We start from the raw sequence: 26,468 nt of genomic DNA, 5'->3' as shown, positions 1-26,468 counted from the left end.
ACGACGGTATGGCAAGCAAGGTTAAGCACAACGAGGAAAATGAAGCTGAACGCGAAGTTAATGCGGATGGCCCACTTCTCGACCTTTCCGATGACGCTGTCAAAAAGATGATTAAAATCGCCAAGAAGCGCGGTTATGTCACTATGGATGAACTCAATGCAGTGTTGCCTTCTGAAGAAGTAACGTCTGAACAAATTGAAGACACCATGGCGATGCTTTCTGATATGGGCATCAATGTTGTTGAGGATGACGAGCAAGAAGGTGACCCTGAGGTTGCGGAAGTTGAAGGCGGCGGTGAACTTGTAGAAGCTGGATCGACCGCGCTTGCTGTTGCTACTAAAAAAGAACCAACCGACCGCACAGATGATCCGGTACGCATGTATTTGCGCGAAATGGGCGCAGTTGAGCTTTTATCGCGTGAAGGTGAGATTGCCATCGCTAAGCGTATTGAAGCTGGTCGCGAAACAATGATTGCTGGGCTTTGCGAAAGCCCGCTTACTTTCCAAGCTTTGATTATCTGGCGTGATGAATTAAACGACTCTCGTATTTTATTGCGTGAAATTATTGATCTTGAAACGACTTATGCCGGTCCAGAAGCGCGCCAAGCGCCAATCGTACAGCGTTTTGATCTGGAAGAAAAAGCCGAGCCAGCGCCGCGCCGTCCATCGCGTGATGATGAAGATGATATCACTAATGTTGGCGGTGAATTGGGTATTGATGACGAGGACGAGGACGAGGATGAAGTAAACTTGTCGCTTGCTGCAATGGAAGCAGAACTGCGCCCGCAAGTGATGGAAACTCTTGATCTTATCTATGACACCTATTTGAAATTGCGTAAATTGCAAGATCAACAGGTTGAAAACAGCTTAACTTCTGAAAATGAAGCTTTGTCGCCAACTCAAAAGCGTCGCTTAAAAGAGCTTAAAGATCAGCTTATCAAAGCAGTTAAATCCTTGTCGCTTAACCAAAACCGTATCGAGGCACTGGTCGAGCAGCTTTATGACATCAATAAGCGTCTTGTGCAAAATGAAGGTCGTTTAAAGCGTCTTGCCGATTCTCATGGTGTTCGGCATGAAGAATTTTTGAAAGCCTATCAGGGCCGTGAGCTTGATCCAGATTGGCTAAATTATGTGCTTACTTTGAAAGCGCGTGGTTGGGTAGAATTTGCTAGCCGAGAAGAGCGTCATATTCTTGAAATTCGTGGTGAAATTCAAGAACTTGCTCAAGAAACGGGTATTTCAATTGGCGAATTCCGCCGCATTGTCAATCAGGTACAAAAAGGCGAGCGCGAAGCAACCATTGCTAAAAAGGAAATGGTCGAAGCCAATTTGCGCCTTGTGATTTCAATTGCTAAAAAATACACTAATCGTGGTTTGCAATTCCTAGACCTTATTCAAGAAGGTAATATCGGCTTGATGAAGGCGGTTGATAAGTTTGAATATCGCCGTGGTTACAAATTCTCGACCTATGCGACTTGGTGGATTAGACAGGCAATTACTCGCTCTATCGCCGACCAAGCCCGCACCATCCGTATTCCAGTGCATATGATTGAAACAATTAATAAAATTGTACGCACTTCACGGCAAATGCTACACGAAATTGGCCGTGAGCCAACACCGGAAGAATTGTCAGAAAAATTGGCAATGCCGCTTGAAAAAGTACGCAAAGTGCTCAAAATTGCCAAGGAACCAATTTCACTTGAAACCCCCGTTGGTGATGAAGATGATTCACATCTTGGCGATTTCATTGAAGATAAAAATGCGCTCTTACCAATTGATGCGGCTATTCAAGCCAATTTGCGCGATACAACCACGCGCGTTTTGGCATCCTTAACCCCACGTGAAGAGCGTGTATTGCGCATGCGTTTTGGTATTGGCATGAATACCGATCATACCTTGGAAGAAGTCGGGCAACAATTCTCGGTTACGCGCGAACGTATCCGCCAGATTGAAGCTAAGGCATTGCGTAAGTTGAAGCATCCTAGCCGTTCGCGCAAATTGCGTTCTTTCTTGGATTCATAAATAATTGTAGCTCTATAGCTTAAGCATAATTTTGATTAAATAAAGGTGGGTTTTCCCACCTTTTTTGTTGTGTTCGCTTTTATATTAAGCTTTCTTGTAGCTCAATTGTTTCAAGGTTATAAAACCATTTTTGTAAGCATTTACATATTGCTAAATAAGCGCTGCTCGTGGACAATATTTATCAATGTCAGCTTATGGTCCAAAGCTTTCATTGACGCCTATTTTCGCAATCATAACCTATCATTTGTTGTTGCCCATTTTGATTATTTTCCATGAACTCCGTAAGTGCTTTTGAGTGCGGACAATAATCGTTCAAATGTTCTTCTGCTTTTTTTAAAAGTCGCCCATTTAGGCCGCGGATTTGTTGAGAATTTATTGAAAAATTGTCTTCTCGAACGGTCAGAGACAAAAGGCAATAGTATTGTTTTTCCCTTGGGCTATCCCATAAGTAATCTGCAATTGTATTTTTTACTTTAGGTGGTTGTAAAACCAATATTTGCGGTTGATACCATGTAATTTTTTTAGCAGGAAGTTTTATTTTATTGGCCTTATTCGTTGTTGGGTCAATTTGATAGAAGCTGTCTTTTATAGATTCAGTTTTTGAAGGCTTACCTAAAAGACCAATAAGTTGGCTTTCTGTGTTTAAACTTGTACAAAATTTATAAAGATCCCAATGACGATATAAGAGTGCGCCACTAAAAGCAGTATTTCCTGTTAAGAATAGTAAAATGGCAACTAGAGTAAAGCTTAATATACGCGCCATAATATCCCCGTCAAATGACTCATCATTTTGCTAAAGTAGTAAGTCTAATACTATCTAAAATAATGCCTAAATTATTTTGTTGCGCTAAATAATACTTTATACAATAGAAAATCCAAAATCTTTAAAAATCTTACGCGTTTCTGATGCCAATAAATAATTGCTAAACTGTTGTGCAGCTTTTGTAGTTGGATTCATCATCGCCATATAATAGTGGGCATTAACGGCAAGCGCATCGGGCAGTTCAATTAATCTAAATGCAGTGTTAAGTTCACATTGTTGTTTTGCATTGCTATAATAGCCAATAATAATATCGCTTTGACGATGAATGAGGCTATCAAATAAGGTCTTTTTTAAACCAATATTGGCATCATTGATAAGTGCGCCGCCAACCAACATTTGGGCTTGCTGCAACAACCGCTCAAATGCGCCTTTATATAGCTTTTCAAAATTTTTAAAAACTTCTAAGGCATAATCACCACCGGGATCAGCCTTTGGTGTTGATATGCCAATTTTCAAGTCTGGCTGCATAAAACTTTCAATAAGATTATTTTTATCAATAGTGCTGTCCTTAAGCACAGTGCAGCATAGGCGATTGTTAATAAAGTGCGATGGCTCGTTGGTTAAGCCTGCTTCAAATAGGCTTTGCGGCCAGCCCTTGTTGGCAGAACAAAAAATATGGGGTCGCTCGCCATTTATAATTTCTTGGTAAAGAAGACCAGCGGGGCCAAAGCGAAATGCAAGCTGGGCATTATCAAGCTGTTGCTGCCATTTGTCTTTTATTGCATTAAAGCAGCTATGGAGGCTGCCAGCTGCATAAATTTCAAGTTGTTGCTTTTGCATGATTGCACCCTTGTATATAAATTAAATTGTTATATAGTCTTACTATATAACGATAGGAATGTCTATTTATGAATAAAATTTACAAAACTTTCCATTTTAGCACGCGCTTAAAGTCGCTTACTTTAAGTGCTTTTGCACTTGTTGCATTTTCTTTAACGCCAGCTCTTGCAGAGCGACAATTTACAGATCAGCTTAATCGTAGTGTAACGCTACCTGACAAGGTTGAGCGTGTGGTGGTTTTGCAGCACCAAACTCTAGATATTTTAGTTGAGCTTGATGCAGATAAGAAAATTGTTGGTGTTTTAGATCGTTGGCCAAAGCTTATCCCGGGTCTTAATGCATATGCCCCTGAATTGGATAAACTTCCAAAAGTGGGTGATTTAACCAGTGTTAATATTGAGGAAGTTGTTGGCCTTAACCCTGATGTGGTTTTTGTTACCAATTATGCACCACAAGCAATGATTGATCAAATCACCAAGGTGGGTATTCCAGTTGTTGCTATTTCCCTATCAAAAGGCGAGGGGATTGAAGCGCCCAAATTAAACCCGACCTTTGCCGATGATGATGCGGCTTATTCAGAAGGGTTGCGTGAAGGTATTAAGTTAATTGGTGCTATTGTCGATCGCGATAAACAGGCTGATGAGCTTATTCAATATGCATTTGATAAGCGTAAAATTGTTGAGGATCGCGTTGCTAATATTGCGGATAAAGACCGCGTGCGCCTTTATATGGCTAATCCGGATCTTCATACCTACGGCAGCGGAAAATATACTGGCGTTATAATGAAGCGTTCGGGCGGCACTAATGTTGCTGAAGGCGTCAAAGGTGCGGCACAAGTATCAATTGAGCAAGTGGTTTTGTGGGATCCGCAAGTGATCTTTGTTCAAGATCGTTATGCAAGTGTCGCTGATGATATTCGCAATAATCCGCAGTGGAAAGAAATTTCAGCGGTGAAAAACAATAAAATCTACATCACGCCGGAATATGTAAAGCCTTGGGGTTATCCTTTACCAGAAGCTTTGGCGCTTGGCGAACTTTGGATGGCAAAAAAGCTTTATCCTGAAAAATTCGCAGATATTGATATGAATGAGGTTGTGCAGGAATATTATCAAAAATTCTATCGCCATTCCTATGATGGTGAAAACTAGAATTTAAATTACAAGAAATGCAAAAATGTTAAAATGGTAAGGTTTAAATTGTCGTGAAAATTTTTATAAATTGGCTTATTTACGCCATTCTACCTCTATCATTATTTATCATAGCATTGATGATGGGGCGATTTTTTATCGCCCCTGAAGCTATTGTAAAGACCTTTGCTGCCCATATTTTTGGGTTTGAGGTTGATGTTCCCGCCCGCGTGCAATCGATTATTATTGATACGCGCTTGCCGCGCATATTTGGCGCAATGCTAGTTGGTGCAGCCCTTGCTCTTTCAGGTAGTTGCTATCAGGGCGTGTTTCGCAATCCCTTGGTATCTTCTTTCACATTGGGCGTATCTGCTGGTGCTGGCTTTGGTGCAGCTCTTGCCATTTTACTTTTTGCCAATAATTGGATGGTGCCGCTTAGTGCCTTCGCCTTTGCCTCGCTTGCGGTTCTTTGTTGCTTTGGTATAAGTCGCCTTTACCGTTCATATAATATTTTGATTTTGATTTTAAGCGGCATTATTGTTGGTTCAGTGTTTACGGCTTTATTAGCTTTAGTAAAATACACCGCCGACCCATTTTCAAAATTACCAGTGATTGAATATTGGTTGCTTGGTTCGCTTGCTTCCATTGGCAATAGCGATGTAATCATTATTGCAATAATGATGATCCCAGCCGCATTTATTTTAATATTGTTGCGTTGGCGATTAAATATTTTAGCTATGGGTGATGAAACAGCACGCCAATTGGGCATTAATCCGGCACTTTATCGTTTTATCTATATTGCTGCTGCGACTCTTATTGCCGCTGCGGCTGTTTCTGTAAGCGGTATTATTGGCTGGGTTGGTTTGGTTATTCCTCATATTACCCGTATTATTATTGGCCCAGATTTTAGAAAGCTTATCCCCGCATCAATTGCAATTGGCGCATGCTTTTTGTTAATTATTGATAGCCTATCGCGCTCGCTCACTTCGATTGAAATTCCATTAGGCATTTTAACAGCACTGGTTGGTGCGCCAATTTTTCTTATTTTATTGCGACGTAATAGCTTGGGGTGGAATTCTTAAATGTTGGAAACTCGTCATCTTTCATTTTGCTATCAAGGGCAAAAACAAAATATTTTTTCCGATATTTCTATTACCGTTAAGCCAGCAGAAGTTTTAGCTGTTCTTGGCCCTAATGGTGTTGGAAAATCAACCTTTCTACGTACGCTCATTGGCTATGAAAAGGCCGCCGCTGGTGGCTCTTATCTTGGCGGCAATGCCTTAGGGCGTTTAAGCTATAAGGATATAGCGCAAAAAATTGCTTATATACCCCAACAAAGCAATGTATCTTTTGCATTTTTAGTGCGAACAATCATTGAAATGGGTATTTCGCCGCATTTATCAACTTTTGAAACACCTGATGCAAGTACCGGTGAGGAGGTTGAAAATGCAGCACGGCTGTTAAAAATTAGCCACTTACTTGATAAGCCGATTAATGAGATTAGTGGCGGTGAGCAGCAACTTGTCTATATAGCGCGCGCTTTGTTGCAAAAAACACAATTTATCATCATGGATGAGCCAACAGCCCATCTTGATTTTGCCAATCAAGCGCGATTTTTAACCCTTGTATCGCATTTGTCAAAAAATGGTATTGCGCTTATTTTTTCAACCCATATACCAGACCATGCCTATTGTGTTGCTGATAAAGTGCTTTTATTGCAACCAAATGATCACCATTTTTATGGTACTGCACAAGAGGTTATGACCAACGAAAATCTTTCAAACGCTTATCAAATAGATATTGAAAGCTTTGATTATAAAAACCGACATTTATTCATTGTTGGCAATGAAGCGCGATAATTGAAGATGAAAATAGTGGCGATAGAGTATTTGGGTGAAGATGAAGCAGACGTAATAATCAGTGATGGAAATTTTTCTTGCTGTGCCTTTGCTCATCCTTTCAACCAGAATTTGGGCGATGCCATATCAACGCCACTCCTACCGCTTGATGTGATAGGCTTAATGCGTGCGCGTGATAAAGACTTTTGTATAAAGCAGTATGGCAAAATCCCCATTCCTATTTCCATGATATTGATGGAATTATTTTAATAAGCAAAAAAACTATCATGGTAAAAGTGGGAGATATTATATTTGATCTATCTGACGCAGATATTCCCAAGGATATCTGCCACGGTGAAATGGTTGAATTTACTTTTTCCCGCATAGATTTAGAGTGAATAAGTTAAAATAGGGGGCAAAGTTAACATTCAAGCCTGGCTGATTTTCGCGCCCACCATAAAGTAAGATCAGCGCCAAGGCTTAAAAACGGCTCCGGTGGATTGCTTGATGGCCCATCAGAATTTAACAAGAAATCAATGAGCTCGTTTTTTTCACCTTTAATATGGTCAGCGAGCAAAGTGCCAAGCCCCGTAGATTTGGTAAGCCCTAAACCATTACAGCCTGAAATTGCAAAAATATTATTATCCAAATTGCCAAAGAAGCTTTTTTGATTGCGCGTTATGGCAATGCCGCCACCCCAAAAATATTCAAATTCCACATTCCCCAGCATTGCAAAGCGATTTTTAAAGGATTGTTGAATATTTATCTTTGCTTTTTCAAGCATGTTATTACGTGGCAAGGCTTTTGGGTTAAATGTAACCGTATTGCGCAGCAATAGACGATTATCTACAGTGCGCCGCAGCGTTGTACCGCTTGGGTCAGCTGGAATAATTCCCCAATAATCCTTGCCGCCAAGCAATTCTTGCTCATGTGTGGTTAATGGGCGCGTTAGGCCGGCATAGGTAAACATCGGTAAAATGCGGTTTTTTAAAAAACCAAATTGCGGAACAAAACAATTATTGGCTAAAATAAGATTATCAGTAATAATTTTGCCATTGGCATGATGAAGGGTTATTTGGGCACCTTTTTCAAAACCAGTAATTGGCGTATTTTCAAAAAGCTTGATATTATTTGGTAAGGAGTTGGCTAAGCCTTTTACAAGGGCAGCAGGCTGCACCAAGCGCGTGCCCTTGGTGTAAATTGCCTTTTTATAAAAACCCGTGCCAATATGATCTTGAAGCTGCGATCCTTCAATAATTTCAAATTCTTCGCCCATTTTTTCAAGGCCGCGGCTATAAGATTCAAGAATATTAATGCCTTTTGGCTCCACCGCTGCTTGATACTTGCCGGCATGGCGCAAGTCGCAGGCAATGTCATTGTCTTTAATAATGTTTTCTAACACATTAATGGCAAGAAGATTAATTTTTTGATTGATCTTGGCAACGGTCAAATCACCAATATAGTCAGGTGCTGTAACGTCATGGGGTAAATCAATCATAAAGCCAGAATTGCGGCCAGATGAGCCGAAACTAACGCTTTGCGCGTCGAGGAGTAAAATTTCATCATTTGGAAAATGCATGGCAAGTTGGCGGGCTATGGCAAGTCCAGCAACACCTGCACCAATAATAGCAAAGCGGGTTAGCGATGTACCTTGATGGCTAGGCTTTGCAGCGCGTGGTGCGCTCAAGTGAAACCATCCGCAGCTATTATCATCATTGGGCGTTGGTGTTGTCTTTAACATGATTGGCTCATTTTTGGTAAATTGCGCTATTATCAGTTAGGTAATAGGTGAAATCAAAACTAATATCTACATAAAATAGCGTATAAAAAAGGCGAGTTTAAAACACGCCTTTTATAAATTTATAGTTCTTCGCTTGCATATTCAAGCAAGTCTGCTGGCTGACATTGCAAGACCATGCAAATTGCTTCAAGCGTGGAGAAACGAATGGCTTTCACCTTGCCAGATTTCAGCAAGGACAAGTTGGCTTCCGTAATGCCTATTGCTTGCGCGAGTTCATTGGAGCGCATTTTGCGTTTAGCAAGCATGACATCTAGTCTAACAATAATCGCCATGGTTAAACTGTATGCTGTTGTTCATCGGCCATTTTTTCAGCGAGCTGCATGACGTGAACCAGTGGCAACATAACAATGCCTGTTAGAATTGGAAAAAGATTGCTTGAGCCAAAGCCGACGACAATTAGTCTATCGCCATTATTGTTGAGAGCAGTCAAAGCTAGGGCCATGATAGGCTCACTTAAAAATAAGCAAATGCCATAGGCAATAAATGCGAAGGCAACATGTTTAAATATTTGAACATGTGCTTTGGTAAATAATAACCCTTGTGCATAAAGCTTTAAAAGTTTGCGTAGCAACCAAAAACCATAAAAGATTGGGGCGGAAAATAAAAGGTTTACGACGAGCGCCATTAATCTTACCGTAAATTCAGGGCCGCTAATGATGATTTCACTAGAATTTGGTAATCCCGTATTGATGCTATTCGTGGTAGAAAGCCAATCTTGAGCAATTTGAGAAAAGGGCGTAAAAACCCAATAATACACCATGAACAAAATAAATAAGACTAACATGATGTCGAACGTAAGTCGGCTTGGTTTGGTATTAATCGCATTCTTGTTTGGTTGGGTCTGGAAAGACATGATATTCTCCTATGGATGCCCTCATCTAGTAGAATATCATATTTTTATCGATAAACAATAATTATTATTTATTTTACGAAAATTTTTTGTAGGTCATGTGGTAGGTAAACCATTTAGTTCTATGATTTTGTTCTTATATCTAAGCTTAAAATGACTGAAATGAACTTGGGGTAGCTCTTTTGGTAAAACGGGGGAAGATATAAAGAGTATGTTGGACGTATCTTATGTTAAAAGCAGTGCGGAAGGTTACAGATTTGATACTGCTTCCTTGTATAGTGAAAGCTGCTTTTGCTTGAGGGGAAGTAATTGTTTAATGGGTAAATGGTGTTTGCAATCAAGCTTAGAACTATTGCATTGCGCGACAGACAAATAAAAAAGGCCGGATAAATCCGACCTTTCTAAAAAAGCAATTAATCTTTTAAAAGATTAAGCAGCTGTAAGGTTACAAGCTGACATTTTGCCTGAACGCTTGTCGCGCTGTAATTCGAAGCCAATTTTCTGGCCTTCATCAAGCTTACGAAGACCTGATTGTTCAACAGCTGAAATGTGAACAAATACGTCTGCGCCACCATCATCTGGTTGAATGAAGCCGAAACCCTTGGTTGAATTAAACCATTTAACTGTGCCTGTGGTCATAATAAACCCTTTCATAGCAATAGAAGATATTGCGGAAACCGCATGTTTTGGCGAAGTTTTTGAGAGGGAGAATTAAAGGCATAGTTTTAGGCGCAGAAATTATAGCTCATATAAAAAGTTCGTTGTGTTGCACAATAATTGAAATTCAAATCATTGTCAAACAAGATATTTATTTAATATCAAATTAAATATATTATATAATCTATAAAAATAATTTTAAAAATATTACTATAGTTTTAATTTTGTTTTTGTATTTATTAGTAAAAGCTTAAAATGTAAAAATAATTAAATTTATGTTCCTAGCTCCCAATTAAAGCACCTATAAAAATATACATATAGATGCTTTATTGTTTTTTTAAAAAATTATATACTATTGGCTAAGCTTTAGCGATAAACAATGCCACCATCGGTTAGTATGGATTGGCCAGTGATATAATCTGAATCGCTACTTGCTAAAAATGATACGAGATTCGCCACATCATCAGGAGTTTGAGCCCGCCCCAAGGCGATGCCTTCGACATATTTTTTATAAGTGGCGCCAACCGGTGCGCCAGTAAGGTCGGCAAAGCGTTGGTCTATCTCTACCCACATATCGGTGCCTACAATGCCAGGGCAATAGGAGTTTACGGTAATGCCAGATCGCGCATATTCTTTGGCGGCAGATTGGGTCAGCGCGCGAACAGCAAATTTGGTTGCAGAATATGCCCCAAGCATTTCAAATCCATCATGGCCAGCAATAGAGGAGGCATTAATGATTTTACCCTTTTGTTTACGGGAAATGAATTTTTTTGCAGCAGCTTGAATGCCCCATAATACACCTTCGACATTAATGCGTAGGATGCGCTCAACTTCTTGTTCAGTGATATCAGCAATTGGGGTTACTTGCGCGATGCCGGCATTATTGACAATAACATCAAAGCCACCAAGTTCGCTTTCCGCTTTGTCTATTGCTGCATAAATGTTATCACGATTAGAAACATCAACCGTTATCGCAATGGCCTTTTTACCTAATGCTTCAACTTCCTTAGCGACTTCAGCAATTTTGTCGGCCTTTAGATCAACAAGGGCGAGATTAAAGCCATCTTTTGCTAAGCGTAAAGCAATCGCTCGGCCAATTCCTTGACCTGCACCAGTAACAAATGCAACTTTCGATTTATCTGACATGTTATTTCCCTTTACTGTTGTTGAAATGAATAGATCTAATTTTTAAGTGACGCTTATGGTGCAAAATTTTAAAGTTCTTTACTCCCCATGAAAACACCATATTATTCGCTCATTCATTGCATTATTCATACAATTGAACAGCAAAACTGAAAAACCTTATAATAGACATAGGTGTAGGCAGATTTAATTGTAAGGGAGGCGAAAAAATAAAGCGTATTTTCAATGATTTAGTATATTAAGTGATTTGAATATTGTTTTTTAGCATCGCCAACTCTTTGGTAACTATCTTAACTTATTTGATAGTTTAAAATTTATTGATTAAGTGGTTTATTATAAGTGTCATTTTTGTTGAATATGATATCGCGTATTGGCAAAGGTAATTTTTTTGAAAATGAAAAAGGCGTATGTGATGAGTAAGGATAGCATCATTGTGGATGATCACCAAAAGCCACAAGAGGCTGAATTTTGTGGAAATAGGTTCGCATTTTTGGCGCTGATTTTCATTATTGGGTATTTCTTATTTGAAGCGCTATTTGTAAGCTTTATTTCAAATGGTGCAGGTCTTGATGATGCAGAGCAATTAGCCAATATCAGTTTTTTTGATTGGGGTTATGGTGGTTCACAGCCGCCGCTTTATACATGGCTTTTAATTGGTCTCACATCAGTTTTCGGCACGCATTTTATTGTTCTGCAATTCGTTAAATTTACTATTCTTGCTAGCCTTTTTTTATCCGTCTATTTTGGGTTGCGCAATTTAAAAGTGCAGCCATTAGTTGCTGCAAGTGCAATGCTTGGTATATTTTTATTGCCGCAAATTGCTTGGGAATCACAGCGTGCTTTGTCTCATTCAGTGCTTGGCACCGCAAGCTGTGGTTGGGTGTTTTGGGCGATGACGCGATATTTTCAGCGCCAAAGCATTATTAATGCAATTTTAGTTGGTTGTTGTATTGCTATATCAGTCCTTGGTAAATTCAATGATATTATCTTTATTGTTGCAATTTTGATGGCTTTTTTAAGCTTCGAACAGGGTAGGAAATACCTTTTTCAGCTAAAAACGTTTTTAATTTTTATGACTGCAGCAATATTATTATTTAAGCCTTTAAGCTGGATTTTAAACAATTTTCATGCAACGTTAGAACGTTCAAATAAATTTGGCGTAGTTAGTCAACATAGTTTTATTGTGAAGCGCTTTTTAGGTGCAGAGGAGCTCATCCATGCCGTTCTTGCCTTTGGCGGGTTGGCTTTTATCGTTGCGCTAGTTGTTTATCTTTTTAATAGGCCCACACAAAAAGGGCTTAATTATACAAAAGCAGAAGAATTCGCATTAAAACTTGTTGCTAGAATTTTACTTTTTGCATTGCTTATTGTCTTCATTTCAATAATTTTAAGTGGCGCTACACAGGTTAAAGATCGGTGGATGCAGCCAGTTCTCATTCTTTGCCCGGCTTATTTCGCTCTTGTGCTTTTTTATTATACTCGGAAAAATCGTGCCTTAATATCATATGGGGTTTGCGGCGGCATTGTAGCACTTATAGTGCCGGTGGTTTTGTTTTTTGCTCTTCATATGGGAAGCGGTCGACATTTGCCACTAGGTTTGCTTGACTATAATCAATTATATGAGGCAATTGAAAAAGAAGGCCCAATTGCAACGATTGTGTCGCCCAATACGAAATATGCAGGCAATTTACGACTTTATAATCCCGACATGAAAGTGGTTCACAATGAGACGGTGAATGCTATTCAGCGCTTAAAATATCCTCTATTAATACTTGATGATACAGATGCAGATAAACTGAAAAATCCAGCCGATTATGGCGAAGCTTTTAAAGGTTCTTTGGGGGAATATATTTATCATTTAACCTATAAAGGGGGTCTTAAAGCTAAGACGATTAAAATCGCCTATAAAGGTCATCCCGATCAGTTCAAAATATTTAGGTACTTTTATATTCCATAAGTTTTTTGATTTAGCGGTGGCAGTGTGTTTTTTTAAAAAAGGGTAAAATATGAAAGACTGGTCAGCCGATCAATATTTAATGTTTAACGATGAGCGAAGCCGGCCAGCGCGCGATCTCATCAATGCGATTTCTAGATATGACGAAATAGCAATTAAGAATATTATAGATATTGGTTGCGGGCCGGGCAATTCTACCGAGCTATTGCAGTATTATTGGCCAAAGGCGAGAATATCGGGGTTTGATAATTCGCCTGATATGATTGCCAAGGCCAAAAGTCGGCTGCCTCAAATGCATTTTGAAATAGGCGATATTGAAAGCTGGAATGTGCCGCAAGATGTGGATCTGCTTTTTTCCAATGCTGTATTTCAGTGGTTGCCTAATCATGTGGTTGAATTACAACGCCTATTTGGTGAAATGAAAAATGGTGCCATTCTTGCCATTCAAATGCCCGATAACTTAAATGAACCAATCCATCAGGCGATGATTGATGTTGCGCAAGATCCGCGTTGGTGTAGTCGCATTGGTAATATTGCGCGCGACAAATTAGAAGATACTGGTGTTTATTATGATGCTTTGGCGCCTTTAGCATGTCACATTGATCTTTGGCATAGTATTTACAATCATGTTATGCACGGACACCAAGCAATTGTTGATTGGGTAAAGGGTGCAGCCCTGCGCCCTTTCTTAGCGCCATTGAATGATACTGAAAAAGAAATATTTTTAATTTTTTATCTTGATCGGATAAAAAAATCCTATCCTGTGCAAAAGGATGGCAAGATCTTACTGCGCTTTCCTCGCTTTTTTATTGTGCTTAAGAAGTAAAAGGTTTTGACTAAAATGTTTAGAAAATTATTGGCATTGGTCACTTTATTCGCCCTATTTGGATTTAGCAATTTTGCTTTCGCTCAAAATATGATGTGCGGCAAAGATTTGCGTGATACGTTTGATGCGCAAACCTTGCAACAGATAGAAGAAGCCGCTAGCAAAATTAAAAATGGCGATAGCCGTTTTTGGAAAATTGAAAAAGAGGGTATTGAGCCATCCTATTTAATGGGAACAATGCATGCCGGTGATGCCAGAATTGTCAAGATGACGTCTGCTGAACAGGCAGCCTTTGATAAATCATCGCGGGTAGCTTTGGAGTTGATTGATATAGGCGATGAAACCGGCGGTAATCTGCTTAATACTATTCTGGCAAATAGTAAGTTGCTAATGTATGAGGGAGATAATAGTGTTAAGGCGCAAATGACAGAGGAGCAATTTCAAAAGTTTGATGCCGCCTTAAGGCAACGCGGTATTGCCTATTCTACAGTCAATCATATGCGGCCTTGGTTTTTTACCATGCTTTTTATCTTGCCTGACTGTCCGCAAACAGGTGGTGTGGCTTTCGATGCGCAAATTGAACTAAATGCGCAACATGCTGGTAAAGAATTACTTGGCCTTGAAACGATAGAAGAGCAATTGGTAGCTTTGTCATCCTTGCCGGAGCGCGTATCTATTGCAGCAATTATAGAAGCTATTGAAAATAAAGATCTCTTAAAAGATATTTTTACCACGATGGGTGAGCTTTATGTTGAGGGGAAAATATCGATGATCAATTCTCTATCAGACTATTTGGATGAAGAGGGGCTAACGGTTGCCAATATGCACGAATATGAAGCTATTTTGATCGATAAGCGCAATGTTGTGATGGCAGAACGCGCCGAACCTCTGCTTAAAAAGGGTAATAGCTTTATTGCTGTTGGAGCTATGCATCTTATTGGAGATACAGGATTGGTGGAAGCTTTTCGAAAAATGGGTTATCAAGTGACTGCTTTGAAATAGCCAATGCTTAGGTTATTAGCTTAAATAATAGAAATATCATGTTGTAAAAAATGGCTAGGGTTCTTTAGCCACTGTATTCGGGGCTTAATATTTGTAACCGCTTTGGAGTTTTTTAAGTAAGAGCGTGATAATCTTTGCTTGATATTAGAGAGGCAGGAAGTTATTAGAATAAATATAAATTAAATTTCAGTGGTATGGGTTGGACGTAATATGGACGCGCAAGAGCGGGAAAGTATGGAATTTGATGTTGTCATTGTTGGGGCAGGGCCAGCTGGTCTTGCGGCATCAATACGTTTAAAACAAATCAATCCTGATCTTAATATTGTTGTTCTTGAAAAAGGCGCTGAAGTTGGTGCCCATATTCTTTCTGGCGCGGTAGTTGATCCTATTGGTATCGATGCGCTGCTGCCCAATTGGCGTGAAGATGCGAGCCACCCTTTTAAAACTGCGGTAACTGATGATGTGTTTTTTGATTTAACCGCAACTAAGGCAAAGACAGTCCCAGCATTTATGTTGCCAAAGCTAACTTCCAATCACGGTAATTATATCGTATCGCTAGGTAATGTTTGTCGCTGGCTTGCTGAGCAGGCTGAAGCACTAGGCGTTGATATTTATCCAGGCTTTGCTGCTGTTGATGTTGTTTTTGATGATAATGGCGCCGTCAAAGGTGTAATTACTGGTGATATGGGAATTGAGCGCGATGGTACTCAAGGACCTAATTATACGCCTGGCATGGCATTGCTCGGCAAATATGTATTAATTGGCGAAGGCGCGCGCGGCTCTTTAGCTAAGCAATTGATTAGTCATTTTGATCTTCAGCAGGGGCGTGATCCGCAAAAATTTGGCATTGGCATTAAAGAGCTTTGGGAAGTTGCTCCTGAAAAGCATAAGGCAGGGCTCGTGCAGCATAGTGCTGGGTGGCCATTGGATAATCAAACCGGTGGCGGATCTTTTCTGTATCATTTGGAAGATAATCAGGTGGCAGTTGGCTTTGTCGTCCACCTTAATTATAAAAACCCTTATTTGTCACCCTTTGAAGAATTCCAGCGTTTTAAAACCCACCCAGCCATTGCACCACTTTTTGAAGGTGCTAAGCGTATTGCTTATGGCGCACGCGTTATTACCGAAGGTGGCTGGCAATCCGTGCCAAAGCTGACTTTTGCGGGAGGCGCACTTATTGGCTGTTCTGCCGGATTTGTAAATGTGCCGCGCATTAAAGGTTCGCATAATGCTGTATTATCGGGGCTTTATGCTGCTAATCATATTGCACAAGCAATAGCTGAAGGTAGGGCACAAGACGAAGTTGTAGAAATTGAAAATGAATGGCGGCAAAGTGCAATAGGTAAGGATCTTTATCCTGTGCGAAATTTTAAGCCGCTTTGGTCAAAATTTGGTAGCAAGCTTGGGGTTGCGCTGGGTGGTTTTGATTTGTGGTGCCAGCAATTATTAAAATTTTCAATTTTTGGCACGCTGTCACACGGCAAGGCTGATTATGCTTGTTTAGAGCCTGCCGAAAAGCACCAAAAAATCGACTATCCAAAGCCTGATAATGTGTTGACTTTTGATCGCTTGTCTTCAGTCTTTTTGTCCAATACCAATCATGAGGAAGATCAGCCTTGCCATTTAAAATTGGCATCATTGGAGGTGCAAGAAGCATCTGAATTGAGCGAATATGGAGGCCCATCGGCGCGCTATTGTCCTGCAGGTGTTTATGAATGGGTGGAAAAAGATGGTAAGGAAACCTATGTCATTAATGCCCAAAATTGTGTGCATTGTAAAACTTGTGATATCAAGGATCCAAATCAAAATATTAACTGGACATGTCCGCAAGGCGGCGAAGGGCCAGTCTACCCTAATATGTAAGTTTTAATGGATCAAGTTGCTGGGATTAGACAGGGGGAGCGTTTTGGGTGATCACCTGGTACTATCCATCACTTTTTCAAATATACTGATTTGTTTGCAATGTGTGATATGTTTAAGATTCTTAAATCTCGCCGATGTTTTTACAAAAACTATATAGCTTTGCGCTTAAATGCTTAAAATAAAAATTTCTGTTTGCATATTCAGTAATATATTTGTGATTACTTGCATATTAGAATGATTAAATGTGAACCAATTTCCTGCTAAAATTGCAGAGCTTTGTCTTGCTTTTTAAGCAATATGCTCAAATTGTGTTCTTATTTTAATTGGGGCTCGTTTGTGATAGTTATAGACATATTATTGATTTTATTTAATGAATAATATTTTAAAAAGGTTTACTGCTATTTTTTTTATTTGGATTCCTAAAATTTGCTTAAAATATGGCTAAAATTAGTAAAGCATTTTTTGCAGGTTTTTACTTTCAATTTGTTAAACATTGTTATTTGCAATTTATTTTTTTTTGAGATTAACCAGTACTCATTAAAGTGTTTTACTTGTCATAGGTATTTTAAATTAAACTTGTCAAATATAGTTATGTTTTTTGTTTGGGCTTGATGGTAGTTGAGCGAAAATAAATTAATATAGGCTGCTGATTGCTTGAAAAAATGTCTAACGGGTTTGGTTTAACATAAAAGTGATGTGCATTTTAATCGCTAGCGAATTCGGGCAAATTGTTTTTTGTAAGCGTTGCGCTAGGTAACAATAATAAACATCTAATCTGAAATAATTAGCATTTTGGTGTGATGTAAAAATTCAAATTCATATTTATATGCATAAGGGCGTTATTATGAAAAAAATTAAAACTCTCATTCTTTCCAGTGTTTTCTCTCTCTCATTGGTTTGTGTAGCTTCTGCTGGCGTGCATTGGGGCTATGAAGGAGCCGAGGGACCTGAATATTGGGGTGATTTGGCGCCAGAATACGCACAATGTAAGATTGGTAAAAATCAGTCGCCGATTGATATTCAAGAAATTCATGAAAGTAGCGAAAAAAACCCAATTAAGATCCATTATGAAATTACTGCTGATGAATTGGTAAATAATGGTCATACAATTCAAGTTTCCCCAAAAAATGCTGATGATTATTTGACTTTCAAGGGTGAAAAATACTTCCTCAAGCAGTTCCATTTCCACGTACCAAGTGAAAATACAATTTTGAAGCGTTCCTTCCCATTGGAAGCACATTTTGTGCATGCTACGAAAGAAGGTAAATTGCTTGTTCTTGCCGTAATGTTCAATGAAGGTGAAGAAAGCAAGTCATTCAAGAAAATTTTAGCTAGCATTCCTGAAGAGCATGACAAAACGGTTGATGTTGGTGAAGAAATTGATTTGGATGATATGATCCCAAATACGGAACATTATTATCATTTCGATGGTTCTTTAACGACACCTCCTTGCAGTGAAGGTGTAACTTGGATCGTGCTTAAAGATACTAAAACAATAGGAAAAGACCAGGTTGAAGCTTTAGCCAAAATCTTAAAGCATCATAATAATCGTCCTATTCAACCTTTGCATGATCGTAAGGTTGATGAAAACTAATTAGTTTTATCTTTATAAATAATGACTTGACGTGGCGGAATAAAAACTCATTCCGCCATTTTTTTATATTGAATAAAATTATAGATAAAATTAAAATAAATATACTATATTGATTTAATTTGTCTGATAAGTGTAAGATGTAAGTGAGAATCATGCAAAATTATAGATAAAATTGAGATTAATATGAAAACAGCGCTTTCTACACTATCGCTCACCCAAATTAGCTTTAAACATGTTGTGGCTTTTGTTGCTGGTTTGGCGGCACTTATTATTTCATCAAAAATTCAAATTCCATTTTGGCCAATTCCAATGTCTATGCAGGTAGCTGTCGTCTTTTCATTGGGTTTGTTAAGGGGTGGGCGTTATGCATTTTTGACATTAATGGCATTTTTAACTATTGGTGCGGCTGGATTTCCAGTCTTTGCCAATTCACCAGAGCGAGGGCTAGGTCTTGCCTATATTCTTGGTCCAAGCGGTGGTTATCTTATTGGTTTTGTTATTGCTAGTACGCTTATCGGCTATATGCGTAACTTGTCCCTATACAAAGTCATATTAGGTGCAATTGCACTATTATTGCTTATCTATTTTTTGGGCACCTTATGGCTTTCTCTTTATGTGCCGGCTAACCAATTGCTATATGTTGGTGTATTTCCTTTTGTTTTGAGTGATTTTTTAAAGCTTACTTTGGCTATTGGGCTTTGGTATGGTGTAAAAAATATTAAGGTGCGAAGCAAATGAGCAACTATACTGCAAGTTTGCGCTATGATTGGACAATAGCAGAAATTGAAGCACTTTATTGCCTGCCTTTACTGGAGCTTTTGAGTAAGGCAAATGATGTACACCGCCAATATCATCCAAAAGCCGAAATACAGATGGCGAGCCTTTTGTCGATTAAAACCGGCGGTTGTCCTGAAAATTGCGCTTATTGTTCGCAATCTGCACATCACAAGGAAACCGAACTTACTCGTGATAAGCTAATGCAGCCACAAAAAGTAATAGAGCTCGCACTGTTAGCCAAACAAGCAGGCGCATCGCGATTTTGCTTAGCGGCAGCTTGGCGGCAAGTCAAAGATGGTCCTGAATTTGACGCGGTGCTTGAAATGGTGCGAGGCATTCGGCATTTGGGCATGGAGGCGTGCGTCACGCTTGGTATGTTAAAGCCCCATCAAGCAAGAAAATTGAAACAGGCTGGCCTTACTGCTTATAATCATAATATTGATACAAGTCCGCAATTTTATAGCAATATTATTACCACCAGAACATTTGACGACCGTTTGAAAACCTTACAATATTTACGTGATGAACAAATTGAACTTTGCTGCGGTGGGATTATTGGTCTCGGGGAAACTATAAAAGATCGCTCTTCGATGTTGCAAGTATTAGCGCGGCTTCATCCGCACCCTGAAAGCGTGCCGATAAATGCTTTAGTGCCTATTATCGGCACGCCTTTGCAAAATCAAAAGACAGTCGATCCGCTTGAGCATATTCGCATGATTGCAACGGCGCGGATCATTATGCCAAAGTCTATCATTCGTCTAGCGGCAGGTCGCTCGTTACTTAATAAAGAGGCACAAATCTTGTGTTTTCTTGCTGGTGCAAATTCGCTTTTTTATGGCGAGAAACTTTTGACAACACCTAATAATCAAGAAGACGAAGATCGGGGTTTCTTAAACGCGCTAGTGGCGATTAAGACGAAAGCGCAAGCATTGGTCTAAAAGGTAGGAGAATTTATATGAAGGTAAAATATTTAAGCCTTCTGCCCTTTATTATGGCGGTTTCAACTTTATCCTCTTTAGGTATTGGCTATGGCATTAACAATCTTAAGACTTACACACTTGATAGCAAGATAAAGGATTATATGTCCTTCATTCTGGTAGGCGAAAAATATCAGTAGGGTTGGCGCGGCTTATTTGCTGTTGTAGGCAATGAAGCATATTATAAGGATTTGGCTGGTAGTGTCCGTGTCAATTTAAATGCCAGTGATAAATTATCCCTTGGTTAATAGTTGGCTATAAATTTGAAGTTATCATTATCGTATTGATAATTCCTATCAACCATGCATCATTGATGGAGAATTATTTATTGGCATTTATTGCCTTAATGAAAGAATTTATAGCGATTGGGGGCAAATGGTCGATATAGAGGATCTGTGCATATCAGATTGATGAAAAAGGTCTTTTAATTTGCAGTTAAATTATGATGGGGCAAATAGTTTCCCGACATCGGCCAATCTCACATATGAAACTGTGCCAAACTTACTCATCAATCCAGTAATTAATTATATTCCTTGGGAAAACAATCACCACTTGCATAATTATGTAGTTTTAATGAAATGTAAAAGTGCCTTTCACTGCATGTTAAAGATGCAACGCTTTTTTCAGCAATTAGTTTCAAATAAAGCGGATAATGGTTTTTGAATAGTAGTATCCGCTTTATTATGTTTTAATTTATTTGCCTATTTGGGTGCATGTTTGGCTAAAATACGCTGCAATGTCCGCCGATGCATATTAAGGCGGCGTGCGGTTTCAGATACATTGCGGTCGCACATTTCATAAACCCGTTGAATATGTTCCCAGCGCACACGATCTGCTGACATTGGATTTTCTGGAATGGTTGCCTTTTGTCCCGGCAATCGGGTCAAGGCTTCAAAAACTTCATCAGCATCAGCGGGCTTAGCCAAATAATCAATTGCCCCCAGTTTAACTGCATTAACTGCAGAAGCAATATTGCCAAAGCCGGTTAAAACAATAACCCGTGTTTGGGCGCTGTAATTGCGCATTTCCTCGATAACGTCCATACCGTTACCGTCAGTTAACTTGAGATCGATAACTGCAAAATCTGGTGCCGCATTGGCGTGAAGCATGGTAATGGCGTCACGAACAGTTTCAACTGCGGTAACGATAAAACCACGGGCTTCCATGGCTCGTGCCAATCTTTGTAAAAAAGGACGATCATCATCTACTAAGAGGAGTGTTTTTCCAGCAACCAAGTTTTCTTCTTCTTGGTCTTCCTGCATATTTATATCCATCTCTTACCCAATAAAACTTGTGTCGTTTTATGCACAAGCTAAAAAAGTTGTTGCCTATGCCCCTTTATCGCCAAGACTTGTTTCTGTGTCAAACCTTAAAATTAAAACTGCTTTAGTTAAAGCTTTTAAATGTTATAAAATGTTGATTAATGTTTTTTAGTCTGTGCATTTTAATATTATCATCAATAATATCGATCATTGATGATTTAAATGGTTCAATCATATAGCCGATCAACTCAATGCTGATCGTGGCCATAAAATTTTGATTTCGGCACCAAGTGCAGAGTCTGGATTATTTCGAAATTCAAGCATAGCGCCCGAGCGTTCAAGCAAGGTTTTGGCAATAAATAAACCAAGACCAAGGCCTCCACCATGGCTATCAGTTTCGCGGCTGGTGGTATATGGCTCGCCAATACGGTCAATAATATGAGGTGGAAAGCCCATGCCGTCATCGGTAATAATGATCTCTACGTCTTTATTAGTCCATTTATAATTGATGATAACTCTGCTGCGGGCAAAATCCACCGCATTTTCAACTAAGTTGCCAATACCATATAAAATACCAGGGTTGCGGGCAATTTCAGGCTCCTTATCGTTAGAACCAATATTGGTTACTATAATATCAATGTCAAAGTCACGCAGCGGTGCTACAGCTTCCTCAATTGCTGAGGTAAGTTTTAATACAGCAAAATGATCTGGGGTTTCAGTTGAGAGGCTAGTAAGGCGCTGCAATATTTCACGGCATCTTTGGCTTTGGCTAATAAGTAGTGCAACATCTTCTTGCACTGTTGCATCATTTTTTAATTGAATACTTAATTCTTTGGCGACGAGCTGAATGGTTGCAAGCGGTGTGCCAAGCTCATGGGCCGCCGCCGCCGCAATGCCATCTAAAGCTGAAAGGTGCTTTTCTTGTAATAAAATTAGCTCTGTATCCGTCAATGCATCGGCAAGTTTGCGCGCTTCTTCGGCAACGCGGAAGGAGTAAAAAGTGGTAAAAGTTAATGATGATATGATAGCTGCCCAAACGCCCACAATGAACAATGGTGGTAATTCTAATGCTGTTCCTTGGTACCAAGGTAAGGGTAAGTATTTGACAGCTAAAAGCGTTGCGCAGCCTATGACAAAAAGGTTGAGTAAAACGATAAAGCGCACTTCAAGAGAAGTTGCAGCAAGAGCTGCAGGGGCGATCATCAATACAGAAAATGGATTTTGCAAACCGCCAGTAAAAAATAATAAAATCGATAATAATGCAATATCAAGTCCTAATAATAAGGTCGTGCCTATTGGAGATAAACGATGATTGGGTGGATAATAAAAATTGAGAAAAATATTGACCAATGCCGAAAAAGCGATTGTCACCATTGCGGCCCTTAAGGGTAGGGGAAAGCCAAAATAAAGGGCAACAAACAACACTGAAGATGTTTGGCAAATGATAGCAAGCCATCTTATGCGGACAAGAGTAACAAGGCGTAAAAGGCGAGAATGATTGGATGCGCGTTCAAAATAATGACTATACATGGCTGCCTTAACCCCTAACATGAATATGTTCATAGACGGTATTCTATCTGCCTTTGTCAAGAGAGTAGCTAAGCCGCTATCAAATATGGTCGAATTTTCTACTAAAAAACGCCGAATAAATTAGGCATGGAAAATAAATTATAAAGAGAGCATTTCATAAGGCTAAGGAATCGCATAATCTTGAATTATTATAAATTATTGGGTTGGTACATTTTAACAAGGTATTCGTAAACCCACTAGCTTCAAATCTAAAGTGCAAGCTGAAGCGCAAATATCAAATTGGAGTAGACAATGAAAACACGTGCGGCAGTTGCTTGGGAAGCTAAAAAACCCCTTACCATTGAAACCATTGAAATTGGTGGGCCAAAGGCTGGTGAGGTTCTTGTCGAGATTATGGCAACAGGCGTTTGCCATACCGATGCTTATACACTTTCTGGGCTTGATTCTGAAGGGCGGTTCCCAGCCATTCTTGGTCATGAAGGTGCTGGCATTGTGCGCGAAATTGGTGCGGGTGTCACATCGGTAAAAGTGGGCGATCATGTTATTCCACTTTATACGCCAGAATGTCGAGGTTGTAAAACTTGCCTTTCGCAACGCTCCAACCTTTGCACATCAATTCGCTCTACCCAAGGTTTGGGGCTAATGCCTGATGAAACATCGCGCTTTTCTTGTGATGGCGGTGAAATTTTTCATTATATGGGATGCTCAACTTTTTCTAATTTTACCGTTTTGCCAGAAATAGCCGTTGCAAAAGTGCGTGAAGATGCGCCTTTTGACAAGATTTGCTATATTGGTTGCGGCGTTACCACTGGTATTGGCGCGGTTGTTTATACAGGTAAGGTTTGGCCAGGAGCCAATGTTGTGGTCTTTGGGCTTGGCGGCATTGGTCTTAACGTCATTCAAGGTGCGCGTATGGTTGGCGCCGATAAAATTATTGGTGTTGATTTAAATCCATCAAAAGTTGAGCTTGCTAAAAAATTTGGCATGACCCATTTTATCAACCCTAATGATGTTGGCCGCGATAAGGTGGTTGAGGCTATTCAAGATATTACCGGCGGTGGCGCAGATTTTTCTTTTGAGTGTATCGGCAATGTTCACACTATGCGCCAAGCGTTGGAATGTTGCCATCGCGGCTGGGGTGAAGCTATTATTATCGGCGTTGCGCCATCAGGAGCTGAAATTTCAACCCGTCCTTTCCAATTAGTGACGGGGCGCGTGTGGAAAGGTTCAGCCTTTGGTGGTGCAAGAGGGCGCACCGATGTGCCAAAGATTGTTGATTGGTATATGGAAGGCAAGATTGATATTGACAGTCTTATCACGCATACCATGCCGCTTGATGAGATTAATACTGCTTTTGACTTGATGGATGAAGGAAAATCAATCCGCTCGGTTATTCTTTATTAAAAACTCTATTGCCCAAAATATAAAAAGGTAAGCCAGATGGAAATAGTTTCACAAGCCCTTAGCTTTGGTGGTATTCAAGGCGTCTATCGGCATAAGTCTTTGGTTAATCATTGCGATATGACTTTTGCTTTATTCATGCCGCCACAAACTAAAAATTCTAAAGTCAAGGTGCCTTTGTTGTGGTTTCTATCAGGGCTTACCTGCAGCCACCAAAATGTTATGGATAAGGGCGAATATCGCCGTTTGGCCGCCGAGCTTGGGATGGCAATAATTTGCCCTGATACCAGTCCGCGTGGTGATGATGTGCCCGATGAACCTGATAATTGGCAATTTGGTAAGGGCGCTGGTTTTTATGTTGATGCACTAGAGACGCCTTTTACCAAAAACTATAATATGTATTCCTATATTGTCGAGGAATTGCCTGCATTGATTGCAGAAAATTTTGCTATTGATATGCATCATCAATCAATTATGGGACACTCAATGGGTGGCCATGGCGCGATGATGATTGCACTTAAAAACCCTTTGCGTTTTAAGTCGGTTTCAGCTTTTGCGCCGATTGTTAACCCGTCAACCTCTGATTGGTCTATTGGCGCTTTTAAAAAATACCTTGGTGAGGATAGTGCAAAATGGCGAAGCTATGATAGTGTATGCTTGATTGAAGATGGCGCGCGGCTCGATAATTTACTGATCGATCAAGGCAGTAATGATAGCTTTCTTGAAAAAGGTTTGAAGCCGAAATTATTGGTTGAAGCATGTGAAAAGGCAAATATGCCACTTACTTTAAACATGCGTGAAGGCTATGACCATTCATATTTCTTCATTTCAACTTTTATGGATAATCATTTACGTTATCATTTTAACTTTTTAAATTCGTAGTCGTTTTTTCAAGCCTAAAAGCTAAAATTTTTCTTGGTGGTAAAAATTGAAAAATATGCTATAGGCAAGAAATAATTTTCAAAAAAACAGGATTAGCGCAAACCATGGGTTTCAAATGTGGTATTGTTGGCTTGCCAAATGTTGGCAAATCAACCCTTTTCAATGCTTTAACCAAAACAGCAGCGGCTCAGGCCGCCAATTATCCTTTTTGCACCATTGAGCCAAACACTGGCGAAGTTGCTGTGCCAGATCCACGGATGCGCCAAATTGCTGCTATTGCTGGTTCAAAGGAAATCATTCCAACTCGGATTAATTTCGTAGATATTGCGGGCCTTGTGCGCGGTGCATCCAAGGGCGAAGGTCTTGGTAACCAGTTTCTTGCCAATATTCGTGAAGTCGATGCGATTGTTCATGTGCTGCGCTGCTTTGAAGATGATGATATTACCCATGTTGAAGGGCGTATTGATCCTGTGTCTGATGCGGCAACGGTTGAAACAGAACTAATGCTTTCAGATCTTGAAAGCCTAGAGCGCCGTGTCGCGGCTATGCGCAAAAAAGCAGCAAGCAAAGATAAAGAAGCATTAAGCGTTTTGCCTATGATGGAAGAAGCATTAACGCTTTTACAAGAGGGTAAGCCTGTTCGCTTGCTGTTGAAGGGGATTGCTGCTGATGATCGCGCAATTCTTGATAGCCTTAATCTTTTAACTTCAAAACCAGTGCTTTATGTCTGCAATGTTGCAGAAAGCGATGCTGCGACAGGTAATGAGTTTTCTAAAGCCGTTGATGAAATGGCTAAGGAGCAAGGGGCGGAATCGGTGATTATTTCTGCGGCGATTGAAGCCGAAGTTGCCCAATTGCCTGATGAAGAAGCTGGTGAATATTTGGATGCTATGGGTTTGACCGAGCCAGGGCTTGATCGCCTTATCCGTGCTGGTTATCAACTACTGGATCTTATCACCTATTTTACTTGTGGCCCAAAAGAAACCCGTGCTTGGACAATTAAACGTGGTACTAAAGCACCGCAAGCAGCTGGTGTTATCCATAGTGATTTTGAACGCGGCTTCATTCGTGCGCAAACCATTGCCTTTAATGATTATGTAACCCTTGGTGGTGAAGTACCAGCAAAAGAAGCTGGTAAAGCGCGTGATGAGGGTAAGGAATATGTGGTACAGGACGGCGATGTCATGCTGTTCCGCCATAATACTTAAATACTTTCAACCAACACGCCTTTGATGAAATCAAAGGCGTGTTGTATTGTCAAATAAAGGTCATAAGTCTTTAATGCCAATGACATAAAACAATGGCACTGCCTTTTATCAAATAGCACTAAGCCTTTTTGCATTTTTTAATTGCAGCTGGC

25 protein-coding genes are annotated in these 26,468 nt (G+C 39.8%); 16 read left to right on the top strand and 9 right to left on the bottom strand.

Annotated features, from left to right (window positions below; translation table 11 throughout):
• Positions 1 to 8 precede the first annotated feature (8 nt).
• Entirely contained in the window at positions 9 to 2,021 is a 2,013-nt protein-coding gene (rpoD, locus tag N6B01_RS09540) for an RNA polymerase sigma factor RpoD (RefSeq protein ID WP_182417539.1), read from the top strand.
• A gap of 208 nt (positions 2,022 to 2,229) precedes the next feature.
• On the opposite strand, the gene N6B01_RS09535 is transcribed toward rpoD, so the two are convergent.
• Both N6B01_RS09535 and modA read right to left on the bottom strand, forming a co-directional pair.
• On the bottom strand, positions 2,230 to 2,784 hold the full coding sequence (locus N6B01_RS09535; RefSeq protein ID WP_262078475.1) for a hypothetical protein: 555 nt from the start codon (positions 2,782 to 2,784) through the stop codon (positions 2,230 to 2,232).
• A gap of 96 nt (positions 2,785 to 2,880) precedes the next feature.
• On the bottom strand, positions 2,881 to 3,624 hold the full coding sequence (gene modA / locus N6B01_RS09530) for a molybdate ABC transporter substrate-binding protein (protein ID WP_262078473.1): 744 nt from the start codon (positions 3,622 to 3,624) through the stop codon (positions 2,881 to 2,883).
• A 68-nt stretch (positions 3,625 to 3,692) separates the two neighbouring features.
• On the opposite strand from modA, the gene N6B01_RS09525 reads away from it, so the two are divergent.
• The 4 genes from N6B01_RS09525 to N6B01_RS09510 are packed head-to-tail and all read left to right on the top strand — an operon-like array spanning position 3,693 to position 6,859.
• Entirely contained in the window at positions 3,693 to 4,772 is a 1,080-nt protein-coding gene (locus tag N6B01_RS09525) for an ABC transporter substrate-binding protein (protein WP_262078471.1), read from the top strand.
• Positions 4,773 to 4,825: 53 nt separating this feature from the next.
• Positions 4,826 to 5,833, top strand: coding sequence for a FecCD family ABC transporter permease (locus N6B01_RS09520; protein WP_262078470.1), 1,008 nt, complete (start codon positions 4,826 to 4,828; stop codon positions 5,831 to 5,833).
• Positions 5,834 to 6,610: an ABC transporter ATP-binding protein gene (locus N6B01_RS09515; protein WP_262078468.1), complete on the top strand. Its 777-nt coding sequence runs from the start codon at positions 5,834 to 5,836 to the stop codon at positions 6,608 to 6,610. It abuts the gene before it with no gap.
• On the top strand, positions 6,611 to 6,859 hold the full coding sequence (locus tag N6B01_RS09510) for a hypothetical protein (protein ID WP_262078466.1): 249 nt from the start codon (positions 6,611 to 6,613) through the stop codon (positions 6,857 to 6,859).
• Positions 6,860 to 7,010: 151 nt separating this feature from the next.
• Here N6B01_RS09510 and N6B01_RS09505 read toward each other — a convergent pair whose 3' ends face one another.
• The 5 genes from N6B01_RS09505 to N6B01_RS09485 form a co-directional block, all read right to left on the bottom strand.
• Positions 7,011 to 8,330 (bottom strand): NAD(P)/FAD-dependent oxidoreductase, encoded by a 1,320-nt coding sequence (locus tag N6B01_RS09505; RefSeq protein WP_262078465.1) that lies wholly within the window; start codon positions 8,328 to 8,330, stop codon positions 7,011 to 7,013.
• A 119-nt stretch (positions 8,331 to 8,449) separates the two neighbouring features.
• Positions 8,450 to 8,662 carry a helix-turn-helix domain-containing protein gene (locus N6B01_RS09500; RefSeq protein ID WP_182417532.1) on the bottom strand — a complete coding sequence of 71 codons (213 nt, stop codon included), beginning with the start codon at positions 8,660 to 8,662 and terminating at the stop codon, positions 8,450 to 8,452.
• A 2-nt stretch (positions 8,663 to 8,664) separates the two neighbouring features.
• Complete coding sequence (locus N6B01_RS09495) at positions 8,665 to 9,243, bottom strand: DUF2975 domain-containing protein (protein WP_262078464.1); 579 nt, start codon at positions 9,241 to 9,243, stop codon at positions 8,665 to 8,667.
• 426 nt (positions 9,244 to 9,669) lie between these two features.
• Positions 9,670 to 9,879, bottom strand: a complete 210-nt coding sequence (locus tag N6B01_RS09490) for a cold-shock protein (RefSeq protein ID WP_182417530.1) — start codon at positions 9,877 to 9,879, stop codon at positions 9,670 to 9,672.
• A gap of 384 nt (positions 9,880 to 10,263) precedes the next feature.
• Complete coding sequence (locus N6B01_RS09485; protein ID WP_262078463.1) at positions 10,264 to 11,043, bottom strand: acetoin reductase; 780 nt, start codon at positions 11,041 to 11,043, stop codon at positions 10,264 to 10,266.
• A 409-nt stretch (positions 11,044 to 11,452) separates the two neighbouring features.
• Here N6B01_RS09485 and N6B01_RS09480 point away from each other — a divergent pair, with 409 nt between their 5' ends.
• The 8 genes from N6B01_RS09480 (at position 11,453) to N6B01_RS09445 (ending at position 20,173) form a co-directional block, all read left to right on the top strand.
• On the top strand, positions 11,453 to 12,997 hold the full coding sequence (locus N6B01_RS09480; RefSeq protein ID WP_262078462.1) for an ArnT family glycosyltransferase: 1,545 nt from the start codon (positions 11,453 to 11,455) through the stop codon (positions 12,995 to 12,997).
• A gap of 49 nt (positions 12,998 to 13,046) precedes the next feature.
• The gene (gene tam, locus N6B01_RS09475; protein ID WP_262078461.1) at positions 13,047 to 13,820 is read left to right on the top strand and encodes a trans-aconitate 2-methyltransferase; all 774 of its coding nucleotides are present in this window, start codon (positions 13,047 to 13,049) and stop codon (positions 13,818 to 13,820) included.
• A gap of 15 nt (positions 13,821 to 13,835) precedes the next feature.
• On the top strand, positions 13,836 to 14,822 hold the full coding sequence (locus N6B01_RS09470; RefSeq protein WP_262078460.1) for a TraB/GumN family protein: 987 nt from the start codon (positions 13,836 to 13,838) through the stop codon (positions 14,820 to 14,822).
• Positions 14,823 to 15,032: 210 nt separating this feature from the next.
• On the top strand, positions 15,033 to 16,685 hold the full coding sequence (locus N6B01_RS09465; protein ID WP_262078458.1) for an electron transfer flavoprotein-ubiquinone oxidoreductase: 1,653 nt from the start codon (positions 15,033 to 15,035) through the stop codon (positions 16,683 to 16,685).
• Positions 16,686 to 17,529: 844 nt separating this feature from the next.
• Entirely contained in the window at positions 17,530 to 18,279 is a 750-nt protein-coding gene (locus N6B01_RS09460) for a carbonic anhydrase (protein ID WP_262078456.1), read from the top strand.
• A 183-nt stretch (positions 18,280 to 18,462) separates the two neighbouring features.
• Positions 18,463 to 19,017: a biotin transporter BioY gene (locus N6B01_RS09455; RefSeq protein ID WP_262078454.1), complete on the top strand. Its 555-nt coding sequence runs from the start codon at positions 18,463 to 18,465 to the stop codon at positions 19,015 to 19,017.
• The gene (gene bioB, locus N6B01_RS09450) at positions 19,014 to 19,994 is read left to right on the top strand and encodes a biotin synthase BioB (protein ID WP_262078452.1); all 981 of its coding nucleotides are present in this window, start codon (positions 19,014 to 19,016) and stop codon (positions 19,992 to 19,994) included. The genes N6B01_RS09455 and bioB overlap by 4 nt, the downstream gene beginning before the upstream one ends.
• 17 nt (positions 19,995 to 20,011) lie before the next feature.
• The gene (locus tag N6B01_RS09445) at positions 20,012 to 20,173 is read left to right on the top strand and encodes a hypothetical protein (RefSeq protein WP_262078450.1); all 162 of its coding nucleotides are present in this window, start codon (positions 20,012 to 20,014) and stop codon (positions 20,171 to 20,173) included.
• A 561-nt stretch (positions 20,174 to 20,734) separates the two neighbouring features.
• Here N6B01_RS09445 and N6B01_RS09440 read toward each other — a convergent pair.
• Both N6B01_RS09440 and N6B01_RS09435 read right to left on the bottom strand, forming a co-directional pair.
• The gene (locus N6B01_RS09440; protein ID WP_262078448.1) at positions 20,735 to 21,295 is read right to left on the bottom strand and encodes an ActR/PrrA/RegA family redox response regulator transcription factor; all 561 of its coding nucleotides are present in this window, start codon (positions 21,293 to 21,295) and stop codon (positions 20,735 to 20,737) included.
• A 243-nt stretch (positions 21,296 to 21,538) separates the two neighbouring features.
• Entirely contained in the window at positions 21,539 to 22,825 is a 1,287-nt protein-coding gene (locus tag N6B01_RS09435) for an ActS/PrrB/RegB family redox-sensitive histidine kinase (RefSeq protein ID WP_262080633.1), read from the bottom strand.
• 291 nt (positions 22,826 to 23,116) lie between these two features.
• Here N6B01_RS09435 and N6B01_RS09430 point away from each other — a divergent pair, with 291 nt between their 5' ends.
• The 3 genes from N6B01_RS09430 to ychF all read left to right on the top strand — a co-directional run bounded on the left by N6B01_RS09430 (position 23,117) and on the right by ychF (position 26,316).
• Positions 23,117 to 24,229 (top strand): S-(hydroxymethyl)glutathione dehydrogenase/class III alcohol dehydrogenase, encoded by a 1,113-nt coding sequence (locus N6B01_RS09430; RefSeq protein ID WP_262078447.1) that lies wholly within the window; start codon positions 23,117 to 23,119, stop codon positions 24,227 to 24,229.
• Between the two features lie 36 nt (positions 24,230 to 24,265).
• Entirely contained in the window at positions 24,266 to 25,108 is an 843-nt protein-coding gene (gene fghA / locus N6B01_RS09425; RefSeq protein WP_262078446.1) for an S-formylglutathione hydrolase, read from the top strand.
• Between the two features lie 104 nt (positions 25,109 to 25,212).
• Complete coding sequence (gene ychF, locus N6B01_RS09420; RefSeq protein WP_262078444.1) at positions 25,213 to 26,316, top strand: redox-regulated ATPase YchF; 1,104 nt, start codon at positions 25,213 to 25,215, stop codon at positions 26,314 to 26,316.
• Positions 26,317 to 26,468 lie beyond the last annotated feature (152 nt).

Source organism: Bartonella sp. HY406 (assembly GCF_025449315.1).
Classification (GTDB): domain Bacteria; phylum Pseudomonadota; class Alphaproteobacteria; order Rhizobiales; family Rhizobiaceae; genus HY038.
This window is presented reverse-complemented; position numbering and strand designations above follow the sequence as displayed.

What these genes read in the sequence shown, in the direction of transcription:
- rpoD (WP_182417539.1), top strand. Translation starts at nt 9, where the DNA reads ATGGCAAGCAAGGTTAAGCACAACGAGGAAAATGAAGCTGAACGCGAA.
- N6B01_RS09535 (WP_262078475.1), bottom strand. Translation starts at nt 2,784, where the DNA reads ATGGCGCGTATATTAAGCTTTACTCTAGTTGCCATTTTACTATTCTTA.
- modA (WP_262078473.1), bottom strand. Translation starts at nt 3,624, where the DNA reads ATGCAAAAGCAACAACTTGAAATTTATGCAGCTGGCAGCCTCCATAGC.
- N6B01_RS09525 (WP_262078471.1), top strand. Translation starts at nt 3,693, where the DNA reads ATGAATAAAATTTACAAAACTTTCCATTTTAGCACGCGCTTAAAGTCG.
- N6B01_RS09515 (WP_262078468.1), top strand. Translation starts at nt 5,834, where the DNA reads ATGTTGGAAACTCGTCATCTTTCATTTTGCTATCAAGGGCAAAAACAA.
- N6B01_RS09505 (WP_262078465.1), bottom strand. Translation starts at nt 8,330, where the DNA reads ATGTTAAAGACAACACCAACGCCCAATGATGATAATAGCTGCGGATGG.
- N6B01_RS09500 (WP_182417532.1), bottom strand. Translation starts at nt 8,662, where the DNA reads ATGGCGATTATTGTTAGACTAGATGTCATGCTTGCTAAACGCAAAATG.
- N6B01_RS09495 (WP_262078464.1), bottom strand. Translation starts at nt 9,243, where the DNA reads ATGTCTTTCCAGACCCAACCAAACAAGAATGCGATTAATACCAAACCA.
- N6B01_RS09490 (WP_182417530.1), bottom strand. Translation starts at nt 9,879, where the DNA reads ATGACCACAGGCACAGTTAAATGGTTTAATTCAACCAAGGGTTTCGGC.
- N6B01_RS09485 (WP_262078463.1), bottom strand. Translation starts at nt 11,043, where the DNA reads ATGTCAGATAAATCGAAAGTTGCATTTGTTACTGGTGCAGGTCAAGGA.
- N6B01_RS09480 (WP_262078462.1), top strand. Translation starts at nt 11,453, where the DNA reads ATGAGTAAGGATAGCATCATTGTGGATGATCACCAAAAGCCACAAGAG.
- tam (WP_262078461.1), top strand. Translation starts at nt 13,047, where the DNA reads ATGAAAGACTGGTCAGCCGATCAATATTTAATGTTTAACGATGAGCGA.
- N6B01_RS09470 (WP_262078460.1), top strand. Translation starts at nt 13,836, where the DNA reads ATGTTTAGAAAATTATTGGCATTGGTCACTTTATTCGCCCTATTTGGA.
- N6B01_RS09465 (WP_262078458.1), top strand. Translation starts at nt 15,033, where the DNA reads ATGGACGCGCAAGAGCGGGAAAGTATGGAATTTGATGTTGTCATTGTT.
- N6B01_RS09460 (WP_262078456.1), top strand. Translation starts at nt 17,530, where the DNA reads ATGAAAAAAATTAAAACTCTCATTCTTTCCAGTGTTTTCTCTCTCTCA.
- N6B01_RS09455 (WP_262078454.1), top strand. Translation starts at nt 18,463, where the DNA reads ATGAAAACAGCGCTTTCTACACTATCGCTCACCCAAATTAGCTTTAAA.
- bioB (WP_262078452.1), top strand. Translation starts at nt 19,014, where the DNA reads ATGAGCAACTATACTGCAAGTTTGCGCTATGATTGGACAATAGCAGAA.
- N6B01_RS09445 (WP_262078450.1), top strand. Translation starts at nt 20,012, where the DNA reads ATGAAGGTAAAATATTTAAGCCTTCTGCCCTTTATTATGGCGGTTTCA.
- N6B01_RS09440 (WP_262078448.1), bottom strand. Translation starts at nt 21,295, where the DNA reads ATGCAGGAAGACCAAGAAGAAGAAAACTTGGTTGCTGGAAAAACACTC.
- N6B01_RS09435 (WP_262080633.1), bottom strand. Translation starts at nt 22,825, where the DNA reads ATGTATAGTCATTATTTTGAACGCGCATCCAATCATTCTCGCCTTTTA.
- N6B01_RS09430 (WP_262078447.1), top strand. Translation starts at nt 23,117, where the DNA reads ATGAAAACACGTGCGGCAGTTGCTTGGGAAGCTAAAAAACCCCTTACC.
- fghA (WP_262078446.1), top strand. Translation starts at nt 24,266, where the DNA reads ATGGAAATAGTTTCACAAGCCCTTAGCTTTGGTGGTATTCAAGGCGTC.
- ychF (WP_262078444.1), top strand. Translation starts at nt 25,213, where the DNA reads ATGGGTTTCAAATGTGGTATTGTTGGCTTGCCAAATGTTGGCAAATCA.